This window comes from Streptomyces sp. NPDC091280 (assembly GCF_044768565.1).
Taxonomy (GTDB): domain Bacteria; phylum Actinomycetota; class Actinomycetes; order Streptomycetales; family Streptomycetaceae; genus Streptomyces.
This window is the reverse complement of sequence record NZ_JBIVUZ010000016.1, coordinates 155,450-176,970: the sequence shown is the minus strand read 5'-3', so window position 1 is coordinate 176,970 and position 21,521 is coordinate 155,450. Positions and strand designations below refer to the sequence as shown.

The 21,521-nt window shown below is 71.8% G+C and carries 16 protein-coding genes; 6 read left to right on the top strand and 10 right to left on the bottom strand.

The annotated features are described in order from the left end of the window. Positions 1 to 23: 23 nt before the first annotated feature. Together ACIQPR_RS40095 and ACIQPR_RS40090 are read right to left on the bottom strand one after the other, a co-directional pair. Positions 24 to 242 (bottom strand): hypothetical protein, encoded by a 219-nt coding sequence (locus tag ACIQPR_RS40095; protein ID WP_403659390.1) that lies wholly within the window; start codon positions 240 to 242, stop codon positions 24 to 26. A 2-nt stretch (positions 243 to 244) separates the two neighbouring features. Next, positions 245 to 1,690: an amidase gene (locus ACIQPR_RS40090; RefSeq protein WP_403659387.1), complete on the bottom strand. Its 1,446-nt coding sequence runs from the start codon at positions 1,688 to 1,690 to the stop codon at positions 245 to 247. 237 nt (positions 1,691 to 1,927) lie between these two features. Here ACIQPR_RS40090 and ACIQPR_RS40085 point away from each other — a divergent pair, with 237 nt between their 5' ends. Continuing rightward, positions 1,928 to 3,316 carry an AbfB domain-containing protein gene (locus ACIQPR_RS40085; protein WP_403659384.1) on the top strand — a complete coding sequence of 463 codons (1,389 nt, stop codon included), beginning with the start codon at positions 1,928 to 1,930 and terminating at the stop codon, positions 3,314 to 3,316. 13 nt (positions 3,317 to 3,329) lie between these two features. Here ACIQPR_RS40085 and ACIQPR_RS40080 read toward each other — a convergent pair whose 3' ends face one another. Beyond that, positions 3,330 to 4,781, bottom strand: a complete 1,452-nt coding sequence (locus ACIQPR_RS40080) for a PucR family transcriptional regulator (RefSeq protein ID WP_403659381.1) — start codon at positions 4,779 to 4,781, stop codon at positions 3,330 to 3,332. A gap of 102 nt (positions 4,782 to 4,883) precedes the next feature. On the opposite strand from ACIQPR_RS40080, the gene ACIQPR_RS40075 reads away from it, so the two are divergent. From ACIQPR_RS40075 to ACIQPR_RS40065, 3 genes are read left to right on the top strand one after another with little or no spacing between them, the layout of a single operon-like run. Further along, positions 4,884 to 6,446, top strand: a complete 1,563-nt coding sequence (locus tag ACIQPR_RS40075; protein WP_403659378.1) for a purine-cytosine permease family protein — start codon at positions 4,884 to 4,886, stop codon at positions 6,444 to 6,446. Further along, on the top strand, positions 6,443 to 6,841 hold the full coding sequence (locus ACIQPR_RS40070; protein WP_403659375.1) for a nuclear transport factor 2 family protein: 399 nt from the start codon (positions 6,443 to 6,445) through the stop codon (positions 6,839 to 6,841). Before ACIQPR_RS40075 ends, ACIQPR_RS40070 begins: the two co-directional genes overlap by 4 nt. 15 nt (positions 6,842 to 6,856) lie before the next feature. Then, positions 6,857 to 8,281 (top strand): gamma-aminobutyraldehyde dehydrogenase, encoded by a 1,425-nt coding sequence (locus ACIQPR_RS40065; protein ID WP_403659372.1) that lies wholly within the window; start codon positions 6,857 to 6,859, stop codon positions 8,279 to 8,281. Between the two features lie 74 nt (positions 8,282 to 8,355). Here ACIQPR_RS40065 and ACIQPR_RS40060 read toward each other — a convergent pair whose 3' ends face one another. The 4 genes from ACIQPR_RS40060 to ACIQPR_RS40045 all read right to left on the bottom strand — a co-directional run bounded on the left by ACIQPR_RS40060 (position 8,356) and on the right by ACIQPR_RS40045 (position 15,052). Next, the gene (locus ACIQPR_RS40060; RefSeq protein ID WP_403659368.1) at positions 8,356 to 9,657 is read right to left on the bottom strand and encodes a cation:proton antiporter; all 1,302 of its coding nucleotides are present in this window, start codon (positions 9,655 to 9,657) and stop codon (positions 8,356 to 8,358) included. Between the two features lie 291 nt (positions 9,658 to 9,948). Continuing rightward, positions 9,949 to 11,256 carry an MFS transporter gene (locus ACIQPR_RS40055; protein WP_403659365.1) on the bottom strand — a complete coding sequence of 436 codons (1,308 nt, stop codon included), beginning with the start codon at positions 11,254 to 11,256 and terminating at the stop codon, positions 9,949 to 9,951. Positions 11,257 to 11,626: 370 nt separating this feature from the next. Further along, a complete protein-coding gene (locus ACIQPR_RS40050) occupies positions 11,627 to 13,213 on the bottom strand; it encodes a purple acid phosphatase family protein (protein WP_403659672.1) in 1,587 nt (528 codons plus the stop codon). Between the two features lie 216 nt (positions 13,214 to 13,429). Beyond that, positions 13,430 to 15,052, bottom strand: coding sequence for an MFS transporter (locus ACIQPR_RS40045; RefSeq protein ID WP_403659362.1), 1,623 nt, complete (start codon positions 15,050 to 15,052; stop codon positions 13,430 to 13,432). A 141-nt stretch (positions 15,053 to 15,193) separates the two neighbouring features. Here ACIQPR_RS40045 and ACIQPR_RS40040 point away from each other — a divergent pair, with 141 nt between their 5' ends. After that, entirely contained in the window at positions 15,194 to 16,189 is a 996-nt protein-coding gene (locus ACIQPR_RS40040; RefSeq protein ID WP_403659359.1) for an Lrp/AsnC family transcriptional regulator, read from the top strand. 101 nt (positions 16,190 to 16,290) lie between these two features. Here ACIQPR_RS40040 and ACIQPR_RS40035 read toward each other — a convergent pair whose 3' ends face one another. The 3 genes from ACIQPR_RS40035 to ACIQPR_RS40025 all read right to left on the bottom strand — a co-directional run bounded on the left by ACIQPR_RS40035 (position 16,291) and on the right by ACIQPR_RS40025 (position 20,275). Then, positions 16,291 to 17,631, bottom strand: a complete 1,341-nt coding sequence (locus ACIQPR_RS40035) for a jacalin-like lectin (protein ID WP_403659356.1) — start codon at positions 17,629 to 17,631, stop codon at positions 16,291 to 16,293. Positions 17,632 to 17,867: 236 nt separating this feature from the next. After that, complete coding sequence (locus ACIQPR_RS40030) at positions 17,868 to 19,007, bottom strand: helix-turn-helix domain-containing protein (protein WP_403659353.1); 1,140 nt, start codon at positions 19,005 to 19,007, stop codon at positions 17,868 to 17,870. A 287-nt stretch (positions 19,008 to 19,294) separates the two neighbouring features. Next, complete coding sequence (locus ACIQPR_RS40025; RefSeq protein ID WP_403659350.1) at positions 19,295 to 20,275, bottom strand: alpha/beta hydrolase; 981 nt, start codon at positions 20,273 to 20,275, stop codon at positions 19,295 to 19,297. A 251-nt stretch (positions 20,276 to 20,526) separates the two neighbouring features. Between ACIQPR_RS40025 and ACIQPR_RS40020 the strand changes: the two genes are divergently transcribed. Beyond that, positions 20,527 to 21,474, top strand: coding sequence for a TerC family protein (locus ACIQPR_RS40020; RefSeq protein ID WP_403659347.1), 948 nt, complete (start codon positions 20,527 to 20,529; stop codon positions 21,472 to 21,474). Positions 21,475 to 21,521: the final 47 nt, after the last annotated feature.

The window sequence follows — 21,521 nt, the reverse complement described above, 5'->3', positions numbered from 1 at the left end:
CTCTCACCTGCGGGGGAACACGCTCAACTGTCGTACGCCGCTGTTACGTAGACGGTACGCGGCGGGAGGTATTCCACGACCATCACCACCGTGCCCGGCTCGATCCGGACGGCACCGGCGGCGGCGTACGCGAGGAAGTGCTCGGCGCCGCCGCGCACCCGGACGATCACCTCACCGACGAGTCCGGGCCCGACCGTCCCGGTGACCCGCCCCATCAGCCCGACCATCGACGCATCGTCCATGGTCACAGGGTACGGGCCGAACGGTCCGGTGCCGCCTGGGAATCCGCGCCGACCGGCTCCGGCCACCGCTCGTGCCAGCGCAGTTCCGCCTCCAGCTGGGCGGCCAGCGAGAGCAGCAGCGGCTCGCTGTTCGCGGGGCCCAACAGCTGGGCGCCGACCGGGAGTCCGCCCGCGACGAAGCCGGCCGGGACGTTGACGCCGGGCCAGCCCAGCACGTTCCACGGCCAGGCGTAGGGACAGGCGGCGATCATCGCGCGGTCGGTGGCCAGGCCGTCCAGGTCGATCAGCGCGCCGACGAGCGGCGGGGGAGCGGCGGTTGTCGGCGCGAGGACCACGTCGTAGCGGCCGAAGAACGCGCCGAACCGGTCGTGCAGTCCCGCCTCCGCGCGCCGGGCCGCCCGCAGCGGGGCCCCGCCGAGCAGCCGGCCGAGCCGGGCGGCGTCCAGGGTGCGGCGGTCGAGGAGTCCGGGGTGCGGTGCCTCGCGGACCCGTTCGGCGATTCCGGCGGTGGCACGCGGGATCAGGGTCAGTCCGATCCGGCCGTACGGCGGGTCGTCCGTCACCACCGTGTGCCCCAACCCGGCCAGTTTCTCGGCCAGTTCGAGGATCCGGGCGCGGACCTCCGGGCGCAGCCGGGCCGGGAGCGCGGTGAACGGCGGCTTCAGGGAGAGGGCGATGCGCAGTCGGCCGGGATCGCGGCCCACCGCCTCGGTCATGCCGACCGCGGGCGGGCGGTGCGGGTCCCCCGGGTGGTTGCCGCCGGCCGCGTCCAGCAGCAGGGCCGCGTCGGCGACCGTGCGGGCGAGGGTGCCGTTGACGGTGATGCCGTGGAAGGACTCGCCGCGCGGCCAGGTCGAGATCCGGCCGCGCTGCGGTTTGACGCCGACGAGGTGGGTCCAGGCGGCCGGAATGCGCACCGACCCGGCGCCGTCCGAGCCGAGCGCGGCCGGGACCAGCCCGGCCGCGACGGCCGCCGCCGAGCCGCCGGACGAACCCCCGGGTGTGTGAAGGGAGTTCCACGGATTGCGGGTCGCGCCGAACGCGGGCCCCTCGGTGAACGGCCACTGCCCGAACTCGCAGGTGTTCGTCTTCCCGACGATCACGGCACCGGCCGCGCGCAGCCGTCGTACCGCCTCCCCGTCCTCGGTCACCGGCGGGAACTCGCCCGGGCAGCCGAACGCGGTCGGCTCGCCCGCCACGTCCATGTCGTCCTTGACGGCGACCGGCACCCCGAGCAGCGACTTCCTTACTCCGGCGGCCAGTTGGCGGTCCGCCGCGTCGGCCTCGGCGAGCGCGGCCTCCCGCCGTACGATCCGAAAGGCGTTCAGGGAGGCCTGGGTCGACTCGATCCGGGTCAGGGCCCGCTCGGTGAGGGCGCGGGAGGTCACCTCGCCGGCGGCCAGCGCGCGGGCGGACTCGGCGAGGCCGGGGGAACGGTCGGGCGTCATGGCGGCACCTCCGGAGCGGGTGGTCTACCGAACGGTAACGTCCGGGCGGCCGGTGCGGTACGGATGCGGCAACTTCGCGCGTGGCGTGGGTGGTTGACCGTCCGCCACAGGCTTCCCACAGGCATCCTCCGGCACTGCGCAAACCATTGACGTGCTCTTGACCCACCCTTACCTTCTGACCGAATTCACGAACTGCGTTCGGCCTGACGAACGTCCGAGTCTCCGGGAGAGCCGCCCGTGACCACACGTCCCCCCACACCGTCCCGCCGTGCCCTGCTGCGGGCACTGGCCGCGCTGCCCGCCTCGGCGCTCGTCCTGGGCGAGGCCCCCGGCCTGCTCGGCACGGCCCTGGCCGCCGCCCCCGCCGCCGGCTACGCGACCCGCTACACCATCGTCCCGTTCCTCGACAGCGACGACGGCACGGTCAACGTCTACCAGTCCGACGACGCCACCGACTTCCGCCTCCTCCAGGCCTCCGCCTACACCCCGCCGAGCAACCGCATCCGCGACGCCAGCATCTTCAAGCACACCGACGGCTACTACTACGTCACCTACACCACCCACACCTGGCAGGACGAGAGCACCACCATCGGCTTCGCCCGCAGCTCCGACCGGGTCGCCTGGACCTTCCTGTACGACTACACCGTCCCGATCACGAACCTGTCCCGCGCCTGGGCCCCCGAGTGGTTCGTCGACAGCGACGGCAGCGTCAACGTCATCGTGTCCTGCTCCACCACCGACGACGAGTGGATCTTCACGCCGTACGCGCTGAAGGCGGCCAACTCGGCGTTGACCGCCTGGAGTTCACCCGTCGCCCTGGCGGGCATCGGCAGCAACCACATCGACACGTACATCGTGCGCATCGGCTCGACCTACCACGCGTTCACCAAGAACGAGACGGCCAAGTACATCGAGTACGGCACCGCCACCAGCCTCACCGGCCCCTACACGATCTCGAAGACCGGCGACTGGGCGGGCTGGGGCAGCTACCGCGAGGGCCCCTCGGTGATCCAGCTCGACAACGGCGGCTGGCGGATCTTCTTCGACGGCTACGGCGACGGCACCTACTACTACAGCGACAGCTACGACACCTTCGCCACCTGGTCCGCGCCGACCGCGCTCACCACCCTCTCCGGCACCGCACGCCACTTCACCGTCATCAAGGAGACGGTGTCCGGCGGCCCGAGTCTCGCGACCGGCGTCACCCGCTCCTTCCGGTCCGTCAACTACACCACCCGCTACTGGCAGGAGGTGTCCTCGCTGCTCAACCTGCCCGTGGTGACCAGCTCCAGCACCACCGCCCTGAAGCAGGCGTCCACGTTCACCGTCGTCGCGGGCCTCGCCGACGCGACCGGCTTCTCGATCCGGGACAGCGCGGGCAACTACCTGCGCCACTACGACTTCCGGGGCCGCTTCGACACCAACGACGGCACCACGACGTTCGCGAAGGACGCCACGTTCTACGCCCGGACCGGGACCGCCACCGGCTCGCTGCGCTTCGAGTCGGCCAACTACCCCGGCTACTACCTGCGCCACTACAACTACCAACTGCGGGTGGACCCGACCGACGGCACGGACCTCTTCCGGACCGACAGCTCGTTCGTCCCGGTGACGGCCTGGGCCTGAGCGGAGGCGGTGCTCAGTCGGTGAGGCCCAGGGTCCCCGCCGCCTGGATCGCCAGCCAGACCTCGGCCAGCGCCCCCGTCGACGTCAGGTCGCGGTGGGTGAGGGCGCCGAAGCGGCGCAGCCGGTAGGCGAGCGTGTTCGGATGGATGTGCAGGGCCGCCGCGGCCGTGTCGGTGCGGCGGTCCCGCTCCATCCAGGTACGGGCCGAGACCAGCAGCTGCGAGTCGTGGGCCTCGTCGTAGCGCAGCACCTCACCGAGCACGTGCTCGACCAGCGCCGTCAGGACGGCGGGGTCGTCGGGCAGCCAGCGGCCGGTCGCGTCGTCGCCGTAGCGCACGACGGGACGGCCCGACTCCACCGCCTTGGACAGGGCCCACAGGGCCTCGCGCTGGGCGACCCGCAGCGCGGCGCCCGGCAGGAACGGGCGGCTCATCCCGCTCGCCACGCCCGGCAGTCCACCGATGGCCCCGGTCAGCTCCGGCGCGCCCAGCACATAGCGGTCCTCGCCCCGGGTGAGCAGCAGATGGGGATGGTCCTCAAGGCAGCGCAGCAACGCCTCGTCGGTGGTGTGCCGCACCACCAGGAGCACGGTGTCGCCGTCGATCGCGTGCCGGGCGAGCCTGCGGCGCGCGGCCTCCGGGTCGAGGACCTCCTGAAGCAGTTCGGCCAGGGTCTCCGCGCCCTCGCGGCGCAGCGTCTCGCGTTCGTTGCGGACCATCGCCAGGCGCAGCGCCGCCACGGTGGCGATGTGCTGGGCGACGGCGAGCCCCGCGGGCTGCGCGCCCTGCCGCTCGTAGGCGACGAGGAAGCCCGCCGGGCCGCCCGGCGCGGGCACCGGCAGGACGAAGCCGCCGGGCACGGTCGGCGGGGCGTCGACGGAGGCCGGCAGGACGGCGGGATCCGGCACGGGCACACCGGGCAGCAGCGGGCGGCCCTGGGGCGTGCACAGGTAGACGTCGTAGCCCGAGAGGTCTTCGAGGCGGCGCAGCAGGGCCGGGGTGTCCAGGTCCTCGGCCACCAGCCAGCGCAGCGCGCCGAAGACCTGGAGCTGCGCGCCGAGCCGGTGCCCGGCGTCCTCCTGCACGGAGGCGGCGACCTCCTGGGAGACCGCGATGAACGGGACCGCGAGCGGCACCTCCAGGACCGGGAAGCCGCGCTCCTCGGCCGCCCGGAAGAACGCGTCGTGCAGCGGCGGCATGTGCAGCTGCGCGGAGAGCGCGAGCGCGGACACCCCGGCGTCGTCCAGCCGCTCCAGATAGGCGCGCTGCCCGGCCGCCGTGCGCGGCACCGCGAGACCCGTCGTCATGATCACCTCGGCGCCCAGCAGCCAGGGCGTCGGATCGGTGAGCTCGCTGGCGTGCGCCCAGGACACCGACCTGCCGAGCCCGCCGCGACCGGCCTTCACCGAGAGCTGGAGCGCGGGGAAGGCGAGCAGATCCTCGACGGTCACTTTGTTTCCGGCCACAAAAGAAAGCGTACTGCTCCGTGATGGACACAATTGTCGCAGGTCGGCCGCGGGCCACAGACTGTGGAACCGGCCCCCGCATGAACGGAAGGTGGAGCGCCAGTGACGACCTCGATCACCGACATCGAGACCTACGGCGTCGAACGGATCCCGGACGAGGACCGCACGGCCCGCCCCATCGACCTGTTCCGGCTCGCCTTCGGCGGCGCCAACACCTTCGCCACCTGCGTCCTCGGCGCCTTCCCGATCCTCTTCGGCCTCTCCTTCTGGCAGGGCCTGGCCGCCACCGTCCTCGGCCTGGTCGCGGGTGCGCTGCTGCTCGCGCCGATGGCCCTGTTCGGCCCCACCAACGGCACGAACAACGCGGTCTCCTCCTCCGCCCACCTGGGTGTGCACGGCCGGGTCGTCGGCTCGTTCCTCTCGCTGCTCACCGCCGTCGCGTTCTTCTCCATCTCGGTGTGGTCCTCGGGCGACGCGCTGGTGGGCGGCGCGCACCGCCTCGTGGACGTCCCCGAGTCGGATGTCACCTACGGCATCGCCTACGCCGTCTTCGCCGGGCTCGTCCTGGTGGTCTGCGTCTACGGCTTCAAGTTCATGCTGCTCGTCAACAAGATCGCGGTGCTGGCCGCGTCCGCCCTCTTCGTGCTCGGCGCCTTCGCCTTCGCCGGCGACTTCGACCCCGGCTACGCGGGCACCTTCGCCTCCACCGCCGACCCGCTGTTCTGGCCCTCGTTCATCGGCGCCGCCCTGATCGTGCTCTCCAACCCGGTCTCCTTCGGCGCCTTCCTCGGCGACTGGTCGCGCTACATCCCGGCCGGGGCCCCGCGCCGCCGGGTGATGGGCGCCGCGTTCCTCGCCCAGCTCGCCACCCTGCTGCCGTTCCTCTTCGGCCTGGCCACCGCGTCGATCATCGCCTCCAAGGCCGCCAAGTACGTCGACCCGGCCGCCCCCAACTACGTCGGCGGGCTCCTCGCGATCTCGCCCGGCTGGTACTTCCTGCCGCTGTGCCTGATCGCCCTGATCGGCGGCCTCTCCACCGGCACGACGTCCCTCTACGGCACCGGCCTCGACTTCTCCAGCGTCTTCACGCGCTTCAGCCGCGTCCAGGCCACCTTCTTCATCGGCGCCCTGTCGATCGCGTTCATCTTCGTCGGCCGCTTCGCGCTCAACCTCACGCAGTCCATCTCGACGTTCGCCACGCTGATCATCACCTGCACCGCGCCCTGGATGATCGTCATGACCCTCGGCTACGTCACCCGCCGCGGCTGGTACGACGCGGAGGCCCTCCAGGTCTTCAACCGCCGTCAGCGCGGCGGCCGTTACTGGTTCACGCACGGCTGGAACTGGCGCGGCATGGCCACCTGGCTGGTCTCCGCCGCCGTGGCCCTCCTGTTCACCAACCTCCCCGGCCAGTTCGTCGGCCCGCTCGGCGACCTCGCGGGCGGCACCGACATCTCCCTGCCGGTCGGCCTCGGCCTCGCGGTCGTCCTCTACCTGGCCCTGCTCACCGCGTTCCCCGAGCCGCGCGCCGTGTACGGACCGGCGGGACCCCGCTTCGTCCGGGCCGCCGACACACCGGTGCCGCCCATCACCGGCGACGGCACCGAAGCGCCCGCCCCCGCGCCCGCCGCCGCCAACCGAACCCGCGCAAGGAGCCGTTCATGAGCACCACCGTCCAGGAAGTCCGGGCCGCCGCCGACGCGCTCGTCGCCGCCTTCGCCGAGGGCCGCCTCGACGACTACTTCGGCGCCTTCGCCCCGGACGCGAGCTTCGTCTTCCACACCACCCCGAAGCGGCTCGACTCCACCGCCGAGTACCGCGCGCTGTGGCAGCGCTGGGTGGACGAGGACGGCTTCCGCGTCCTCGGCTGCGCCTCCACCGCCCAGCTGATCCAGCCGTTCGGCGACACGGCCGTCTTCAGCCACGACGTGAAGACCCGGATCGCCACGCACTCCGGCGAGGAGACCGTCCAGGAGCGGGAGACCATCGTCTTCGCCCGCGCGGACGACGGCGGCTGGACCGCCGTACACGAGCATCTGTCCGCCCGCAGCGCCGCCTGACCAGGAGAGACGTCCATGAGCACCACCTTCCGCAACTACATCGACGGTGCGTTCGCGGACGCCTCGGACGGCCGCACCCTCGATGTGGTGGACCCCACCACCGGTGACGTCTACGCGACCTCCCCGCTCTCCGGGGCGGCCGACGTCGACGCGGCGATGGCCGCCGCCGCTGCCGCGTTCCCCCTCTGGCGCGACACCACGCCGTCCCTGCGGCAGCGCGCGCTGCTGCGGATCGCCGACGCGATGGAGGAGCGGGCCGAGGAACTGGTCGCCGCCGAGAGCCGCGACACCGGCAAGCCGCTGCACCTCGTCCGCAGCGAGGAACTCGCCCCCGCCATCGACCAGATCCGCTTCTTCGCGGGCGCGGCGAGGATGCTCGAAGGCCGCTCGGCCGGCGAGTACATGGAGGGCATGACCTCGATCGTCCGGCGCGAGCCGGTCGGGGTGTGCGCCCAGGTCGCGCCCTGGAACTACCCGCTGCTGATGGCCGTGTGGAAGTTCGCGCCCGCGCTCGCGGCCGGCAACGCGGTGGTCCTCAAGCCCTCCGACACCACCCCGGCCTCCACCGTCCTGCTCGCCGGGATCATCGGCTCGATCGTGCCCAAGGGCGTCTTCAACGTCGTGTGCGGCGACCGCGACACCGGTCGGCTGATGGTCGAGCACCCCACCCCCGCGATGGCCTCCATCACCGGCTCCGTGCGCGCCGGCATCGAGGTCGCCCGGAGCGCGGCACAGGACGTCAAGCGCGTCCACCTGGAGCTCGGCGGCAAGGCCCCGGCGGTGGTCTTCGAGGACGCCGACCTGACGAAGGCGGTCGAGGACCTGGTCGTCGGCGGCTTCTTCAACGCCGGCCAGGACTGCACGGCCGCGACCCGCGTCCTGGTCCACGAGTCCGTCCACGACGAGTTCGTGGCCGCGCTCGCCAAGGCGGCGGCCGAGACGAAGACCGGCCTCCCGGACGACGAGGACGTGCTCTACGGCCCCCTCAACAACGCGGGCCAGCTCGCCCAGGTCAGCGGCTTCGTCGAGCGCCTGCCCGAGCACGCCAGGATCGAGACGGGCGGCCACCGGGTCGGCGACAAGGGCTACTTCTACGCCCCGACCGTGGTCTCGGGCCTGCGCCAGGACGACGAGATCGTCCAGAACGAGGTCTTCGGCCCGGTCATGACCGTCCAGTCCTTCACCGACGAGGCCGAGGCCGTCCGCCTCGCCAACGGCGTCGACTACGCCCTGGCCTCCTCGGTGTGGACCCGGGACCACGCGCGGGCCATGCGGATGTCCAAGAGCCTCGACTTCGGCTGCGTCTGGATCAACACCCACATGGCACTCGTCGCCGAGATGCCGCACGGCGGCTTCAAGCGCTCCGGCTACGGCAAGGACCTCTCCGCGTACGGCTTCGAGGACTACACCCGCGTCAAGCACGTCATGACGTCACTCTGACCCGAGGGCGGCCAGGCCGACCGCGCGGCGGTGTCCCGGACGGGCCCGGCCGTCTCGACCGCGCGGCCCGGCCGCTACGACGGACCGTGCGGGCGCCGCGCACCGGCGCCGCCCGCGGTGACCGGCTCCCGGCGTTCGCGGGTCAGGTCCTGCGGGGTCGCCCGCAGCGCGAGGTCACTGGGCCAGACCACCCGGAGCAGCGGGCCCGTCATGGCGGTGGTCAGCACCGCCATGACCACCATCAGCGCGTACAACCGCCCGTCCAGGACGCCGAGTTGGCGTCCCACGCTGAGGATGATCAGTTCGGTGAGGCCGCGGGTGTTCATCAGGACGGCGAGCGCGCAGGACACACGCCGGTCGAGACCGTTGGCGTAGGCGCCCGTGTACGCGCCGACGAGCTTGCCGGCGACCGCCACCAGCAGGATCAGCGCCAACTGCCCGAGGTCGGACCAGCGGAACCGCGACAGGTCCACCTGGAGACCGGCGACCACGAAGAACACCGGCAACAACAGCACGTCGTTCACGAGCCCGACCCGCTCGCGCAGTCGGGCCCGCAGCCCCTCCGCACCCGAGCGCGGGACGACCGCCCCGAACAGGAACGCCCCGAAGACGAAGTGCAGCCCCATCCACTCGGTCGCGGCCCCCGACAGCAGCAGCCCGGCGAAGACCGCGGCCAGCAGCACGGCGGTCGGTTGCGCGCCCGCCCCGGGCCGCTTCAGCAGCCGGCCGAGCAACCACCGCACCGGGTAGCGCATCAGCAGCAGATACGGCAGGAACAGCAGCGCCCGTGCGGGGCCGCCGCCCGGCGCGACGACGGCCACCACCACGGCCAGCAGCGACCAGGCCAGTACGTCGGCGAGGGCGGCGCAGCACAGCGCCAGCGCGCCGAGCGGGGTGCGGTCCAGGTCCCGGTCGGTGAGGATCCGGGCGAGCACCGGGAACGCGGTGACGGACATGGCGGCGCCCATGAAGAGGACGAAGCCGAGCCGGTCGGGCCCGGGATGCTCGCGCAGGAGCCAGGTGCCGAGCGCCATGCCCAGGCCGCACGGAAGCAGCAGCGAGGCCAGTGACACGGAGACGGCGATGCGGCCGGTGCCGCGCACCGTACGGCGGTCGAAGTCCAGCCCCACCAGGAACATGAAGACGGCGACCCCGACATCCGCCGGAGCGGTCAGCAGCGGCCGGATGCCGGTCGGCAGCAGCGCGCGCGAGAGAGCGCCGTCGAACAGGGTGGGCCCGAGCAGGACACCGGCCAGGATCTCGCCGACGACCGCTGGCTGCCCGATCCGGCGCGCGAGTGCGCCGAAGAACGTGGCGGCGACGATGACGACGGCGAGGCCGGCCAGTAACGCGGATGCCTGTGATGAAGAGGTCATGACACGGTGGACTCCTTGTGTTCGGCCGGACGAAATCGTGCCACCCCGGTCCGAAGCGACGGGGCCGGTCCCGCGACGACATCGGTACTGCGTTAACGGGACACCGAGAGAGCCGTACGGGGCTGCCCGCATCGCCCACTTCCGCCGGGCCGAATCGGCGAAGTGGGGATTTCGTGAGCGGCCCCTCGCTCTTCCTCCGTCTTCCTCCGTGAAAACCCCGCGCAATTCACCGGGCGGCCCGGAGAAGCGGTCGGCGCCGAGGGCCGTGCGATTGTCCCCGGGCGCGGACCGTCAACGCGGCGTCGTCGACGGCTCGTTGGGGAGGGCGGCCCGGGGCGGGCCGTCGGCGGTCGCGCGCAGCGTGGGTTCGTTGCGCAGCCGTACGAAGGTGACGGCCAGGGCGGCGGCCTGTACGGCGGCGCAGCACAGGACGGCCGTGCCTAGGTGGGCGGGCGGGGTGAGCGCGACCAGGATGCCGGCCACCGGGAACGGCAGCAGCAGGAGCAGCATGGTCAGGGAGAGCGTCGTACCGAAGGCCGTGGCCGGGATGACCAGGGAGCGCAGCGTGCGCAGGACGACGGTGAGCCCGCCGTCGCCCGCCATGAACAGCGCGACGAGGACCATGTACGCGGCGTACGACGGGGCCTGCGGGAGAGCCAGGCAGGCCGCCGACGCGAAGGTCGCGCACACCACGCCCACGCCCCACAGGTCGACCCGGCTCAGCGCGAGCCGGCAGCCGGTGACGGCCAGCAGGGTGGCCGCGGCGGCGGCCGACCACAGGGTGCCGACATCGGCGGAGGAGCGGCCGAAGTTCTCCACCACGATCACCGGGCTGGCCGACTGGAGCAGCCCGAGCGCGAGGTTGGAGCAGGCCAGGCCCGCCACCAGCCAGCGCAGGGCGGGCAGTCTGCGCAGCATGCGCAGCCCGGTCCGCAGCCCGCCCGGTGTCCGCTCGCCGTCCGGCCGCGCGGAGCGCAGCGGGGTGGGCGGGGTCTGCAGACCGAGCACGGCGGCCAGCAGCGACAGCGCGGTCAGGCATCCGAGCATCCAGCCCGGCCCCACCAGCAGCAGGAAACCCGCGAGCAGGGGACCGACGAGCATGGCGGTCTGGTCGATCCCGATGAGCACCGACTGCACTCCGTGGGGCCGGAGTTCGCTCCGCCGGGTGACGATCGCGCCCACCGCCTCGTTGGCCACGAAGCTGAACTGGGTGAGCGTGCCGGTCACCGCGGCCAGCACCAGCACGGTCACCGTCTCCGCCGTGCCGCGCGGCAGCACGGCCAGCGTGACCGCCGCCCCGGCCAGCACCAGGGCCCGCAGCAGCGAGGCCAGGAAGCACACGATGGCCGCCCCGCGCCGGTCCACCACATTGCCCGCCAGCACGAACGCGGCGATCCGGGGCGTCCACTCCAGGGCGAACGCCAGACCCGTCAGCGACGGGGAGCGGGTGATGGCCAGGACGAGCAGCGGCATGGCGTACGTCGACATGGAGAACGCCAGCGCGTCACTGGTGCGGGGTGCGTAGATCCGTCGAAAAAGACTGCCGGACGGAACGGCTGCATGGCGACCGGCGGGGGGCCGGTCCTCGTGCAGGGTCATGGCCACGGAGTGGAGGGCTTTCGGTGAGGCGTATCACGGAGGGGGAAAGAAGGAAACAGGTGGCCCCCGCGCACGGCGAAAGGAATTCACGGAGAACGGGATGCGGGGCAAAACGCCTACGGGCAACAGCAGTTGCGGCGTGAAATATATCGCAGCCAGGGGGTTCGGCATATCCCGAGCGCACGTCCGCGCACATCTCCGTACGGTCTCCGCAAGGGATTCGGGGCATTTCCGCTGCCGAAATCGGAAGTGTCCGCAGATTCATGACTCCCGAACCCCTCAACTCGCCTCCCCGCGGCGGCAGTAGGAGTGCGAGTACGCGAAACGGCGGTCACCGGCACAGTGCCGGTGACCGCCGTTCGGGGTGTTCCTAGTGACCGTGACCGGACTTCTTCACCTCGCGCGAGACGGTGAAACGGTCCACCTCGGCGCCGGTCGCGGCCAGCGCCCGGACCGTGAGGGTCGTCGTACGGCCCGGCGCGGCCGGAGCGACGTCGACGCGGATGAACGAGTAGCCGGTGTAACGGACCCGCGACCAGTCGACGTTCTCGTCGACCTTGCCGTCCTTGCTCGTCCAGTACGTCGGCACCGAGTCGATCTCGTCCTCGTTCCCCTCGTAGCTGTCGGCGACCGGGAAGCTGTACACGCTCTCGCCGCCCGCGCCCGCCGTCACGTAGACCACACCGCCACGCGTCGGCTGGTGGGTGCCGCCGATCGGCAGCGCGCGCACGGCCTTGTCCTGGACGACCGGGTCGGTGCGCTCGTAGACGTGGTTGTGGCCGTTGACCACCAGGTCGACCTGGTGCTTCTCGTACAGCGGCACCCACTGCTCGCGCACCCCGCCCTCGGAGGCGTGCGAGCTGGTGGTGGAGAAGGCGCAGTGGTGGTGGAAGACGACGATGAAGTCCACGTCCGTACGGGCCCGCAGCTCACCGAGCCGCCGGTCGAGCCAGGCGGTCTGCTTGCCCGCGGTGTAGCCGATGTTCGCCGGGATCTCGTACGACACGTCGTTCGCGTCGACCGAGACCACGCCCACGTTGCCGTGGACGAAGGAGTAGACACCGGGAGCTGACGTGGCGTCAAAACCGTTGTCGGGCAGGGTGAAACGGGCCTCGTTGCCGCCGTACCCGTTGGGGGAGTACCAGGACTCCATGTCGTGGTTGCCGAACGCCACCATCCACGGCACCCGGCTGGAGAGCGGTTCGATCTGCGCGAGGAACGAATCCCACTGGCGGGCGTCGTAGTTGCTCGCGTCGCCGGGCAGCCCGTGGCCGGTCTCCTCGGCGTAGCAGATGTCACCCGCGTGCAGGTGGAAGGCCGGACTCTGCGCCTGGACAAGGGCGTTGAGGCCGATCGAGGTGTAACTCGGGTTCTGGTCACCGAAGGCGGTGAACGTGAACGGCCGGGTGCTGTGCGTGCGGGGCGCGGTGGTGAACGAGTAGATGGTGTGCGCGGCGCCCGGATCGGCGGGGTCGAAGCCGTCGTGACCGACGCCGTAGTAGTACGTCGTGTCGGGGCTCAGGTTGTCCAGGGCCGCGTGCACGTAGTACTGGTCGATGTCCGCGCTCTTGCCGATCCCGGCCGGCGTGAACAGGTCGCGCACCTCCGCCGGTATGCGGTGGCTCAGGTCGAGGGGGCTTCTGCCGATCCGCAGGAACGGCTTGCGCACCGGAAGGGGCACCTGCCACGACACGCGCATCTGCGTGCGCGGATCGGCGCCGTAGGCCAGATGCCGGCCGAACGGCGCCACCAGCGAACCGTGCACGGCGGCCGTGGTCGACGCCGGCACCAGCGTGGGCGTCGCCGCGGCGGCCACCCCGCCGCCGCCCGCGAGGGCGACTCCGGTGGCGGCGACCGCGCCCCCGCGCAGCAGCCCGCGACGGGAGAAGGCACGGCGGAGGTACTCGTGTTGCTCGGGCATGCTCAGGGTGTCGGCGAGCCGGTCGGGAAGGCCCATGCGAGGAGTGTTCATGGGCGCGACGCTGGCAGCGCCGGTTGAACTACCGATTGCCGCCTGCCCATGGATTGGCCATATCCCGCCCATCGCGTGGCTTGTCTTGTATGCCTCGGATGCGAGTGGGCGGGACAGGAACTCCGGAAGACGACGACCGTCGCGCGAGGACAAGGTCCCCGAGGTGAACTTGAGGAGGATTTCCGTCCCGGCGACGGGCGTTCAGCGGTTCGGCGTCGCCTCGGCCACCCCCGCCGCAGCCGCCGTCGCGGCACCCGCGGGGTTCGTGCCCGCGACCGGAGCGGCCGTGGCGACCGCCGTCCGGCGCGGGCGGAGCAGCAGCACGCAGACCAGTGCCGCCAGGAGCGTCAGCGATCCGGCCACCACCAGGCACAGCCGCATGCCGTCCAGGAACGAGTCGCCCAGCGCGCCCAGCGCCCGCCCGGTGTCCGCGCCGAGGTCCATGCGCGCGACGGCCCCCAGGCCCCCGGCGTCGGCGGTCGCGACGATGCCGTCCCGGGTCGCGCCGGTCACCCCGGCGTCGCCGAGGTGGCCGGGCAGGGTGTCGAGCGCCCTGGTGGTGAGCAGGGCGCCCAGGACCGCCGGGCCGAGCGCGCCGCCGACCTGCCGGAAGGCGTTGTTCCCGGCCGCCGCCATCCCCGCCTGCTGATACGGCACGGAGGCCACGGCCGTCGCCGTCATCGGCGTCAGGACGGTCCCGATGCCCAGGCCCAGCAGCGCCAGCCGCCACGCGATGGACCCGAACGAGGTGCCGGCGTCGACGCCGGTCAGCGTGAACAGCGCGCCGGAGATGACGAGCAGACCCCCGGTGATCAGCACGCGCGGGGCGACCCGGTGCATGAGCCGCCCGCCCGGCTGACCGACCACGATCGCCGCCGCGGTGACCATGAGCAGCCGCCAGCCCGCCTGGAGCGTGTCGAGCTGCTGGACGAGACCGAAGTACAGGCTGAGCAGGAAGAAGAAGCCGATCAGCGCCAGGAAGGTGATCATCGCGACCAGCGTGGTGGCGGTGAACGCCGGGCTGCGGAACAGCGTCAGATCCAGCATCGGACTGTCGCTGCGCCGCTCCGCGAACACGAACGCCACCCCACCGGCCACCGCCGTGAACAGGGCCACCATCACCTTGGCGTCCGTGAAGGAACCCGCGCCGCCCTCGATCACGCCGTAGACGAGCGCGGTGATGGCGAGGGTCGCGGTCAGCTGGCCGGGCCAGTCCAGCTTCCGCCCGTGCGCGGCACGGGAGTCGGGGAGCAGCCGGGCCGCGAAGCCCAGCGCGATCAGCGGGACGGGCACCGAGAGCAGGTAGATCCAGCGCCACGAGGCGTGGTCGAGGATCACTCCGGCCGTCAGCGGGCCGATGGCCAGCGCGGCCATGAGAGCGGTGGCCCACAGGCCGATGAACTTGCCGCGCTCCCGGTGGTCGGGCACCGCGTGACTGATCAGCGCGAGTGTCGTGGGCAGCAGGACGGCCGCGCCGAGACCGGCGAGCGCCTGGCCGATCCACAGCACCTGGACCGACTGCGCGCCCAGCGCGACGGCGGCTCCGGCGGCGGCGGACAGCAGGCCCGCCATGAACACCTTCCTGCGGCCGTGCACATCGCCGAAGACACCGGCGGTGAGGATGAAGGCGGCCATCGGCAGGACGAATGCGTCCTGGACCCAGGACAGTTGGGCGGTCGACGTGTGCAGTGCCGACTGGATCGCGGGCAGGCTCACGGCGACCGTGGTCACCGGCAAGTAGGCGACGAAGACGCCGAGGCAGGCCATGACGAGGGTGGCCGCCCGCCGGTCGGCCGTCCCGCTCGCCGGGATCGTGACGTTCACGGAGAACTCTCCTTCTTGACTGCGATGCCCTCGAACGGGCACGCGCCTCAGGATCGGCTCCGGAATGGACAATCACCAACGTGGGACGGGGAAGCGTGCACAAACCTCCAAGCAGTCCCTGAAGAGTGTCAGACTTTCCCCATGACGGACGAAGTCGACGGGAAAATCCTCCGCGCGCTGCAATGCGCGCCCAGGGCCGCGTTCCGCCTGATCGGCGAGGTCGCCGGGGTGTCGGAGCAGACCGCGGCCCGCCGCTTCCACGCGCTGCGCCGTGCCGGGGTGCTGCGGGTGGTCGGCCTGGTCGACCCCGCCGTCCACGGCGACGCGCGCTGGGTGGCCCGGATCCGCTGCCGCCCCGACCGGGTCGGCCCGCTCGCCGACGCGCTCACCCGCCGGCCCGACATCGCCTACGCGGGACTCGCGTCCGGCGGTTCGGAGATCATCTGTGTCATCACCGCACCGGTCCACGTGCCGCGCGACGACGTCCTGCTGCGTCAACTCCCCAAGTCCGCCTCGGTCCTGGACGTGAGCATCGACCTGCTCATCCACCCCTTCGGCACCTCGGGCAGAAGCGACTGGACGGGCCACGGCGGCCACCTCACGCCCGAGCAGATCCAACTCCTCGTCGGGGAAAGGCCGTTGACCCCCACAGGACCGCCGGTACGCCTCACCGACGAGGACACGCCGCTCCTCGACGCCCTCGCCGAGGACGGCCGCGCCACCCACACCCGGCTCGCCGACGTCACCGGCTGGTCGACGGCCCGCGTCGCCCGCCGCCTGGACGCCCTGGAGAACTCCGGGACTCTCGCCTACGACGTCGAACTGCTCTCCGCGCGCCTGGGGTTCGCCCTCAACGCCACCCTGTGGCTGCGCGTCGCCCCCGCCTGTCTCGAAAGCGCGGGCGAGGAACTCGCGGCCCACGACGAGGTGGCCTTCGCCGCCGCCATCAGCGGCGACTCCAATGTGATGGTGGTCGTGATCTGCCATGACACGGAGGACCTGTACCGCTATCTGACCACCAAGGTCGCCGCCGTACCGGGTGTCGACGGCTACGGCGTGAGCATCCACGTCCACCGCCTGAAACAGGCCACCTCGCTCATCTCCCGCGGGCGGCTGGTGCCTCCGGCGTTCGCGTAGCGGGTCCGCACGCGCCGGGCCGGACCACCCGCGGCGGCGGGTGATCCGGCGGACCCGCGCCGGGTGCTGAGACGGGGTGCGGCGACGGTTGTCGCGCCGGGTCAGCGCTTGGTGTAGATGAAGCCGACCTTGTCGACCTCGTCGCCGGAGCGGCCGTGGAAGCCGGCGATCTGCCAGCCGGAGGGTGCGGTGCGGGTCACGCAGTCCGAGGTGGTGGTGCCGCCGGCCAGGGTGTTGCCCAGGTTGGTGGTGAACTTGGCGTAGAAGATCCGCGTGGTGTCGTTGTACTTGCCCTCGCACAGGTAGGCCGAGGTGACGTATTCGCTGCTGCCGAGGGTGAGGGAGGTCGCGGTGCCGCCGGTGCCGCCGTGGGTGAGTGTGGTGCCGTTGGCGAGGGTGATGCCGACCTGGTCGACGCGGGAGCCGGAGCGCAGGGAGATCTTCGTGGCGCGGGCGGCGGCGGGGACGCTGTCGATGTCCTGGTAGTAGTCGCCGTGGGGGCCGCCGAACTGGTCGCTGAGCTGGTAGTCGGTGTTCTGTGACCAGGTGAAGCCGACGGTGATGGGGTCGTGGTCGGAGAGCATCAGTCCGTCGTCGGTGAGGAACTTGGCGTGCTCGTTGTTGTAGGAGGTCGCGTTGAGGGTGACGAGTCTGCTGCTGCGGTAGAGGACTTTGTCGACGACCTCGCAGGTGTTGGGCACGGTGGCGCCGCTCTGGTCGCACACCAGGGCGTCGCTGCCCTTGGCGGGTGCGACTCCGCCGCGGACGAGCTGGACCCAGGCGTCGGTGAGTCCGTTGGCGGCGCCGAACTCGGCGATGGTGTCGGCGGAGCGGGTGTAGCGGGTGTTGGTGTCGCCCATCACCACGACCGCGTTGCCCGCCGAATGGGTGCTGATGAACGTGGTGAGCTGGCTGAGGTTGTCCGCGCGGGAGGCCTCGTCGCCGTCGTTGGTCCCGGCGTTGGTGTGCAGGTTGTAGAAGTCGACGTACACGCCCTCGGAGAGGCGCTCGCGCATGAAGGTGAAGCCCTTGGGGGTGAGGCAGTCGCCCGAGTCGATCTGGCAGGAGTTCCAGTGGACGCGCTCGAAGTCGTCCCCGTCCCAGGCGTAGTTGGAGACCGTGTTGAGTCCGCTGCCGATACCGGCGCCGCCGCTGGTCGCGGTGCGGTAGGGGTGCGTGTCGGTGGAGTACAGGTAGGCGTGGTAGTTGAAGTCCTCCTGCACGTTCACGATGTCGTACGGGGCGATGCGCGTGCCGATCGCGGTGGTGCTCGTGTCGCGCGGGGTCGAGGCGCTGGACAACGACGACGGCAGGCCGGCGACGTTGTAGGTGAGCACGCTGAAACTGCCCGAGGTCGCGGCGGCGGCCGGCGTGGCGGCGGCCACCGTGAGCCCGCCCAGGGCCGCGGCAGCGGTCGCCAGACAGGCGAGGATTCTGCGCATGGGGAAGTGCCTCCTGCGGAGTGACGGACGGAGGGGGAGGGTGGTGCGGCGGTCATGTCGCAATGTAGCGACAAGCGCTTGCTGTGACTCCCCTCCGACTGCACTGAATTGGGAATTCCGCGTGACACGGAGGTGGCCAAGTCCCGCTGCCTGTCCGTTTGTTGTCGGTGCGGGCGGATACCGTCCGGCCGTCGGGGCGCCATGGGAAGCGCTTTACCCTCGGGTCGGCCTCGGTGCTACGGCCGCGCCAAGTGACGCATCGTCAGCGCGAGTTGGAGGCGCAGCCGCCCCTGCGGAGTGCGGACCGGCCAGCCCAGCAGGGACTCCGCGTGCGTCAACCGGTCCTGGAGGGTGGAGTGGTGGACGTTGATCTCGGTCGCCGCCGCGCGCAGGCTCGTCGTGGCGGCGACCGCGTGCAGAGTGGTCAGCAGCCAGGGCGCGTTGGCCGCCGCCGTCTCCAAGTCGTGGACGTCGGGCGGGGGTTCGGCGCCCGGGGCGACCAGTTCGGCGAGCAGGGCGATGCCGCCGAGTTCGTCGGCGTACACGACACGCGGGCCGGGGTCCTGCGCGGAGCCCTCGGCGGTGAAGCGCAGGGCCGTACGGGCGGCGGCCCAGGACCGGGGGAGATCCAGCACGGGCACGGCGGGGCCGACACCGAGCCGCTCGACGGGCGGTCCGGCGCCCGGGCGGACCGGGACCGACGGTGCCGGAGCGGGCAGCGGATCGACGTCCGGGTGGGCGGCGGGCGACCCGGGTCGTAGGCCGGACGTACCGGACTCCCGGGGCGCGGCGACGGACCGGGTCCGGCCTTCGGCCGGGGTCCGAGGGGCGGCGAGGACTCGGGGGCGTCCGTCGGCCGGGGCGACGGCCCGGGCGCGGGCCGCCGGGTCGGCCGGGTCCAGACCGAGGCGGCGGGCCGCGTGCAGCCGGGCCGCCTCGGGGGCCGTGGCGTCGAGGAGCGTCTCGACCGACTCCGGGTCGTCGGCGGGGAGCCGGCCCCGGGTACGGTCCAGCACGAGCCGCACGACGCCGGCCGCGCGCTCCAGGATCACCGCGTCGACGACACTGTGCCCCGCCTCCGCCGTACGCTCCAGCCACAGCGCGGGAGCACCGTCCGGCGTCAGCGCGGCGGCCGGCCAGGCGGGGTCCACCGGCGACTCGCTGTCCCTGCGCGTGCCGTCCGCCTCGACCCGCACCCGGACCCGACGCTCCGCGTCGACCAGCCGCGCGGCACACCCGGACAGCACCGCGGCCCCGCGCACCAGCGCCTCAAGCCCGGCCCGCGACTCGGCGAGCCGATCGAAGTAGCCGATGACCCGCAGTGCGGCCCCGGCGTCCGGATCCAGCGCGGTCAGGCGCCCGGCCAGCTCTTTCATGACTCCATGGTGCGCCATGGAACCGGAGCGCAGGGCACCGCGGACAAGGTTCCGTCGAGGACGCGGGAGGGGAGATGGGAGCGGAGGTGGGAGGGGAGAGTCGAGGACGCGCGATGCGGGTCGGGTGCGGAGGCGTCGCGAGACGGCGCGTGATCCCGTGCCCGGGAAGCGCGAACCACCGGCACCGGCGGGGATCGCCCGTCGCCGTATGCGCGCCGGGGGCTCGTCTCGACCGTCCTCGCGGTATGCGGCGGGCGGCGTCCCGTGCGGAGGCCGCCCGCGTTCCCTCACGCGGCCAACAGCCGCCGCAGCCAGTTCAGGTGTGCCGCTCGGGCCGTCTGTGAGATCGCCGCCTGCGGGGCGAAGCCGTCGAAGCCGTGGAAGCCGCCGGGCCAGACGTGGAGTTCGGCGACGGCGCCCGTCTGCCAGAGGCGGGACGCGTAGGAGACGACCTCGTCGCGGAAGGTCTCGGCCGATCCGACGTCGAGGAACGCCGGGGGCAGACCGGTCAGGTCCTGCGCCCGGGCCGGTGCGGCGTACGGGGACACGTCGGGGCCGCCGCGCCGGTCGCCGAGGAGAGCGGTCCAGCCGCTCTCGTTGGCCGTGCGGTCCCAGACGCCGACGCCCACCATCTGGTGCGCGGACGGGGTGTCGTTGCGGTCGTCGAGCATCGGGCACAGCAGCAGCTGCCCGATGGGCCGGGGCCCGCCGCGATCCCGGGTGAGCAGGGCCAGCGCGGCGCACAGCCCGCCGCCCGCGCTCGCGCCCATCAGCACGATCCGCTCAGGATCGCCGCCTATCTCCTTCGCGTGCTCCGCCGTCCACAGCAGACCGGCGTACACGTCCTCGATCGGCGCGGGATGCGGATGCTCGGGCGCCAGCCGGTACTCCACCGACACCACCACCGCGTCCAGTTCCGCCGCGTACTCCAGCGCCGCGCTCACCCCGACCCGGTTGTCGCCGAGCACCATGCCACCGCCGTGCACGTGGTAGATCACGGGCAGCGGTCCGCTCGTCCTCGGCGCGGTCGGACGGCAGATGAGCAGCGAGATGTCGGGCTCACCGACCGGCCCCGCGACCTCCCGGTCCTCGACGGCGAAGACCCCGCCCTGGGTCAGGTCCGCCTCCCCGAGCTGGCTGATGGCCGGGCCGCGGCGGATCGCGTCGATGTCCTCCAGCGTCATCCCGGGCGAGATGAACTCCTTGATCAACTCCAGTGCGGCGGCGAGTTCGGGGTCGAACGGGGGCGGGGGCGGGACGGATGTCATGCGCTTCTCCTCACGCTGGGCGCGGCGGCTCGTACGGCCCATGGTCCGCGCCGGCACCCCTGATCCACGCACCGCCGGACGGCGGAACCTCTCCGCCGTCCGGCGGGTGCCTTGCCAGGATGTGACCAGTTGTTCACCTGCGGGACGTGGAAGGCATACTCCGCTTCGACAACGATGTCCGGACCCCAAACCCCCACGGACCGCCCCATGTGGCGTCACTCACACCACTGCCCCTATCAGGAGCACCACCCGTGAACATCTCCCTGACCGTCTGGCTGCTGACGATCGCCGTCCTGTGCGCCCTCGTCGGTGTCGACTTCCTCATCGGCCGCAAACCCCACGACGTGTCGATCAAGGAAGCGGGGACCTGGACCGTCGTCTGGGTCGTCCTGGCCTGCCTGTTCGGGCTCGGGCTGCTGATCTTCGGCGGGAGCGGGCCCACGGGCGAGTTCTTCGCCGGGTACATCACCGAGAAGTCGCTGAGCGTCGACAACCTCTTCGTGTTCGTGCTGATCATGGGCAAGTTCGCGGTGCCCTCCCAGTACCAGCAGCGCGTCCTCATGGTCGGCGTCCTCGTCGCCCTGGTGCTGCGCGCGGGCTTCATCGCGGCCGGCGCGGCCATCATCTCCGCGTTCTCCTGGGTCTTCTACCTCTTCGGCGCGTTCCTGATCTGGACCGCCTGGAAGCTCGTCCAGGACGCCCGCAAGGGTGGGCACGAGGAGGACTACGAGGAGAACAAGCTCCTCAAGATCGCCGAACGCCGCTTCGGTGTGGCCGACCGGTACCACGGCACCAAGCTGTTCATCACCGAGAACGGCAAGCGGATCATGACCCCGATGCTGGTCGTGATGCTCGCCATCGGCTCCACCGACATCCTCTTCGCGCTCGACTCGATCCCCGCGATCTACGGCCTCACCCAGGACCCGTACATCGTGTTCACCGCCAACGCGTTCGCCCTGATGGGCCTGCGCCAGCTGTACTTCCTCATCGGCGGCCTGCTCAAGAAGCTCGTGCACCTCAGCTACGGCCTGTCGATCATCCTCGGCTTCATCGGCGTCAAGCTGGTGCTGCACGCCCTGCACGAGTCCGGCGTGCACGTCCCGCAGATCTCCATCCCCTTCTCCCTCGGCTTCATCGTGCTGGTCCTCGCGGTGACGACCTTCACCAGCCTGCGCGCCACCAGGACCGCGAGCGCTTGACTTCGAGAACGCTCCAGGACCTACGGTCACGAGGCACGGTGAGGATC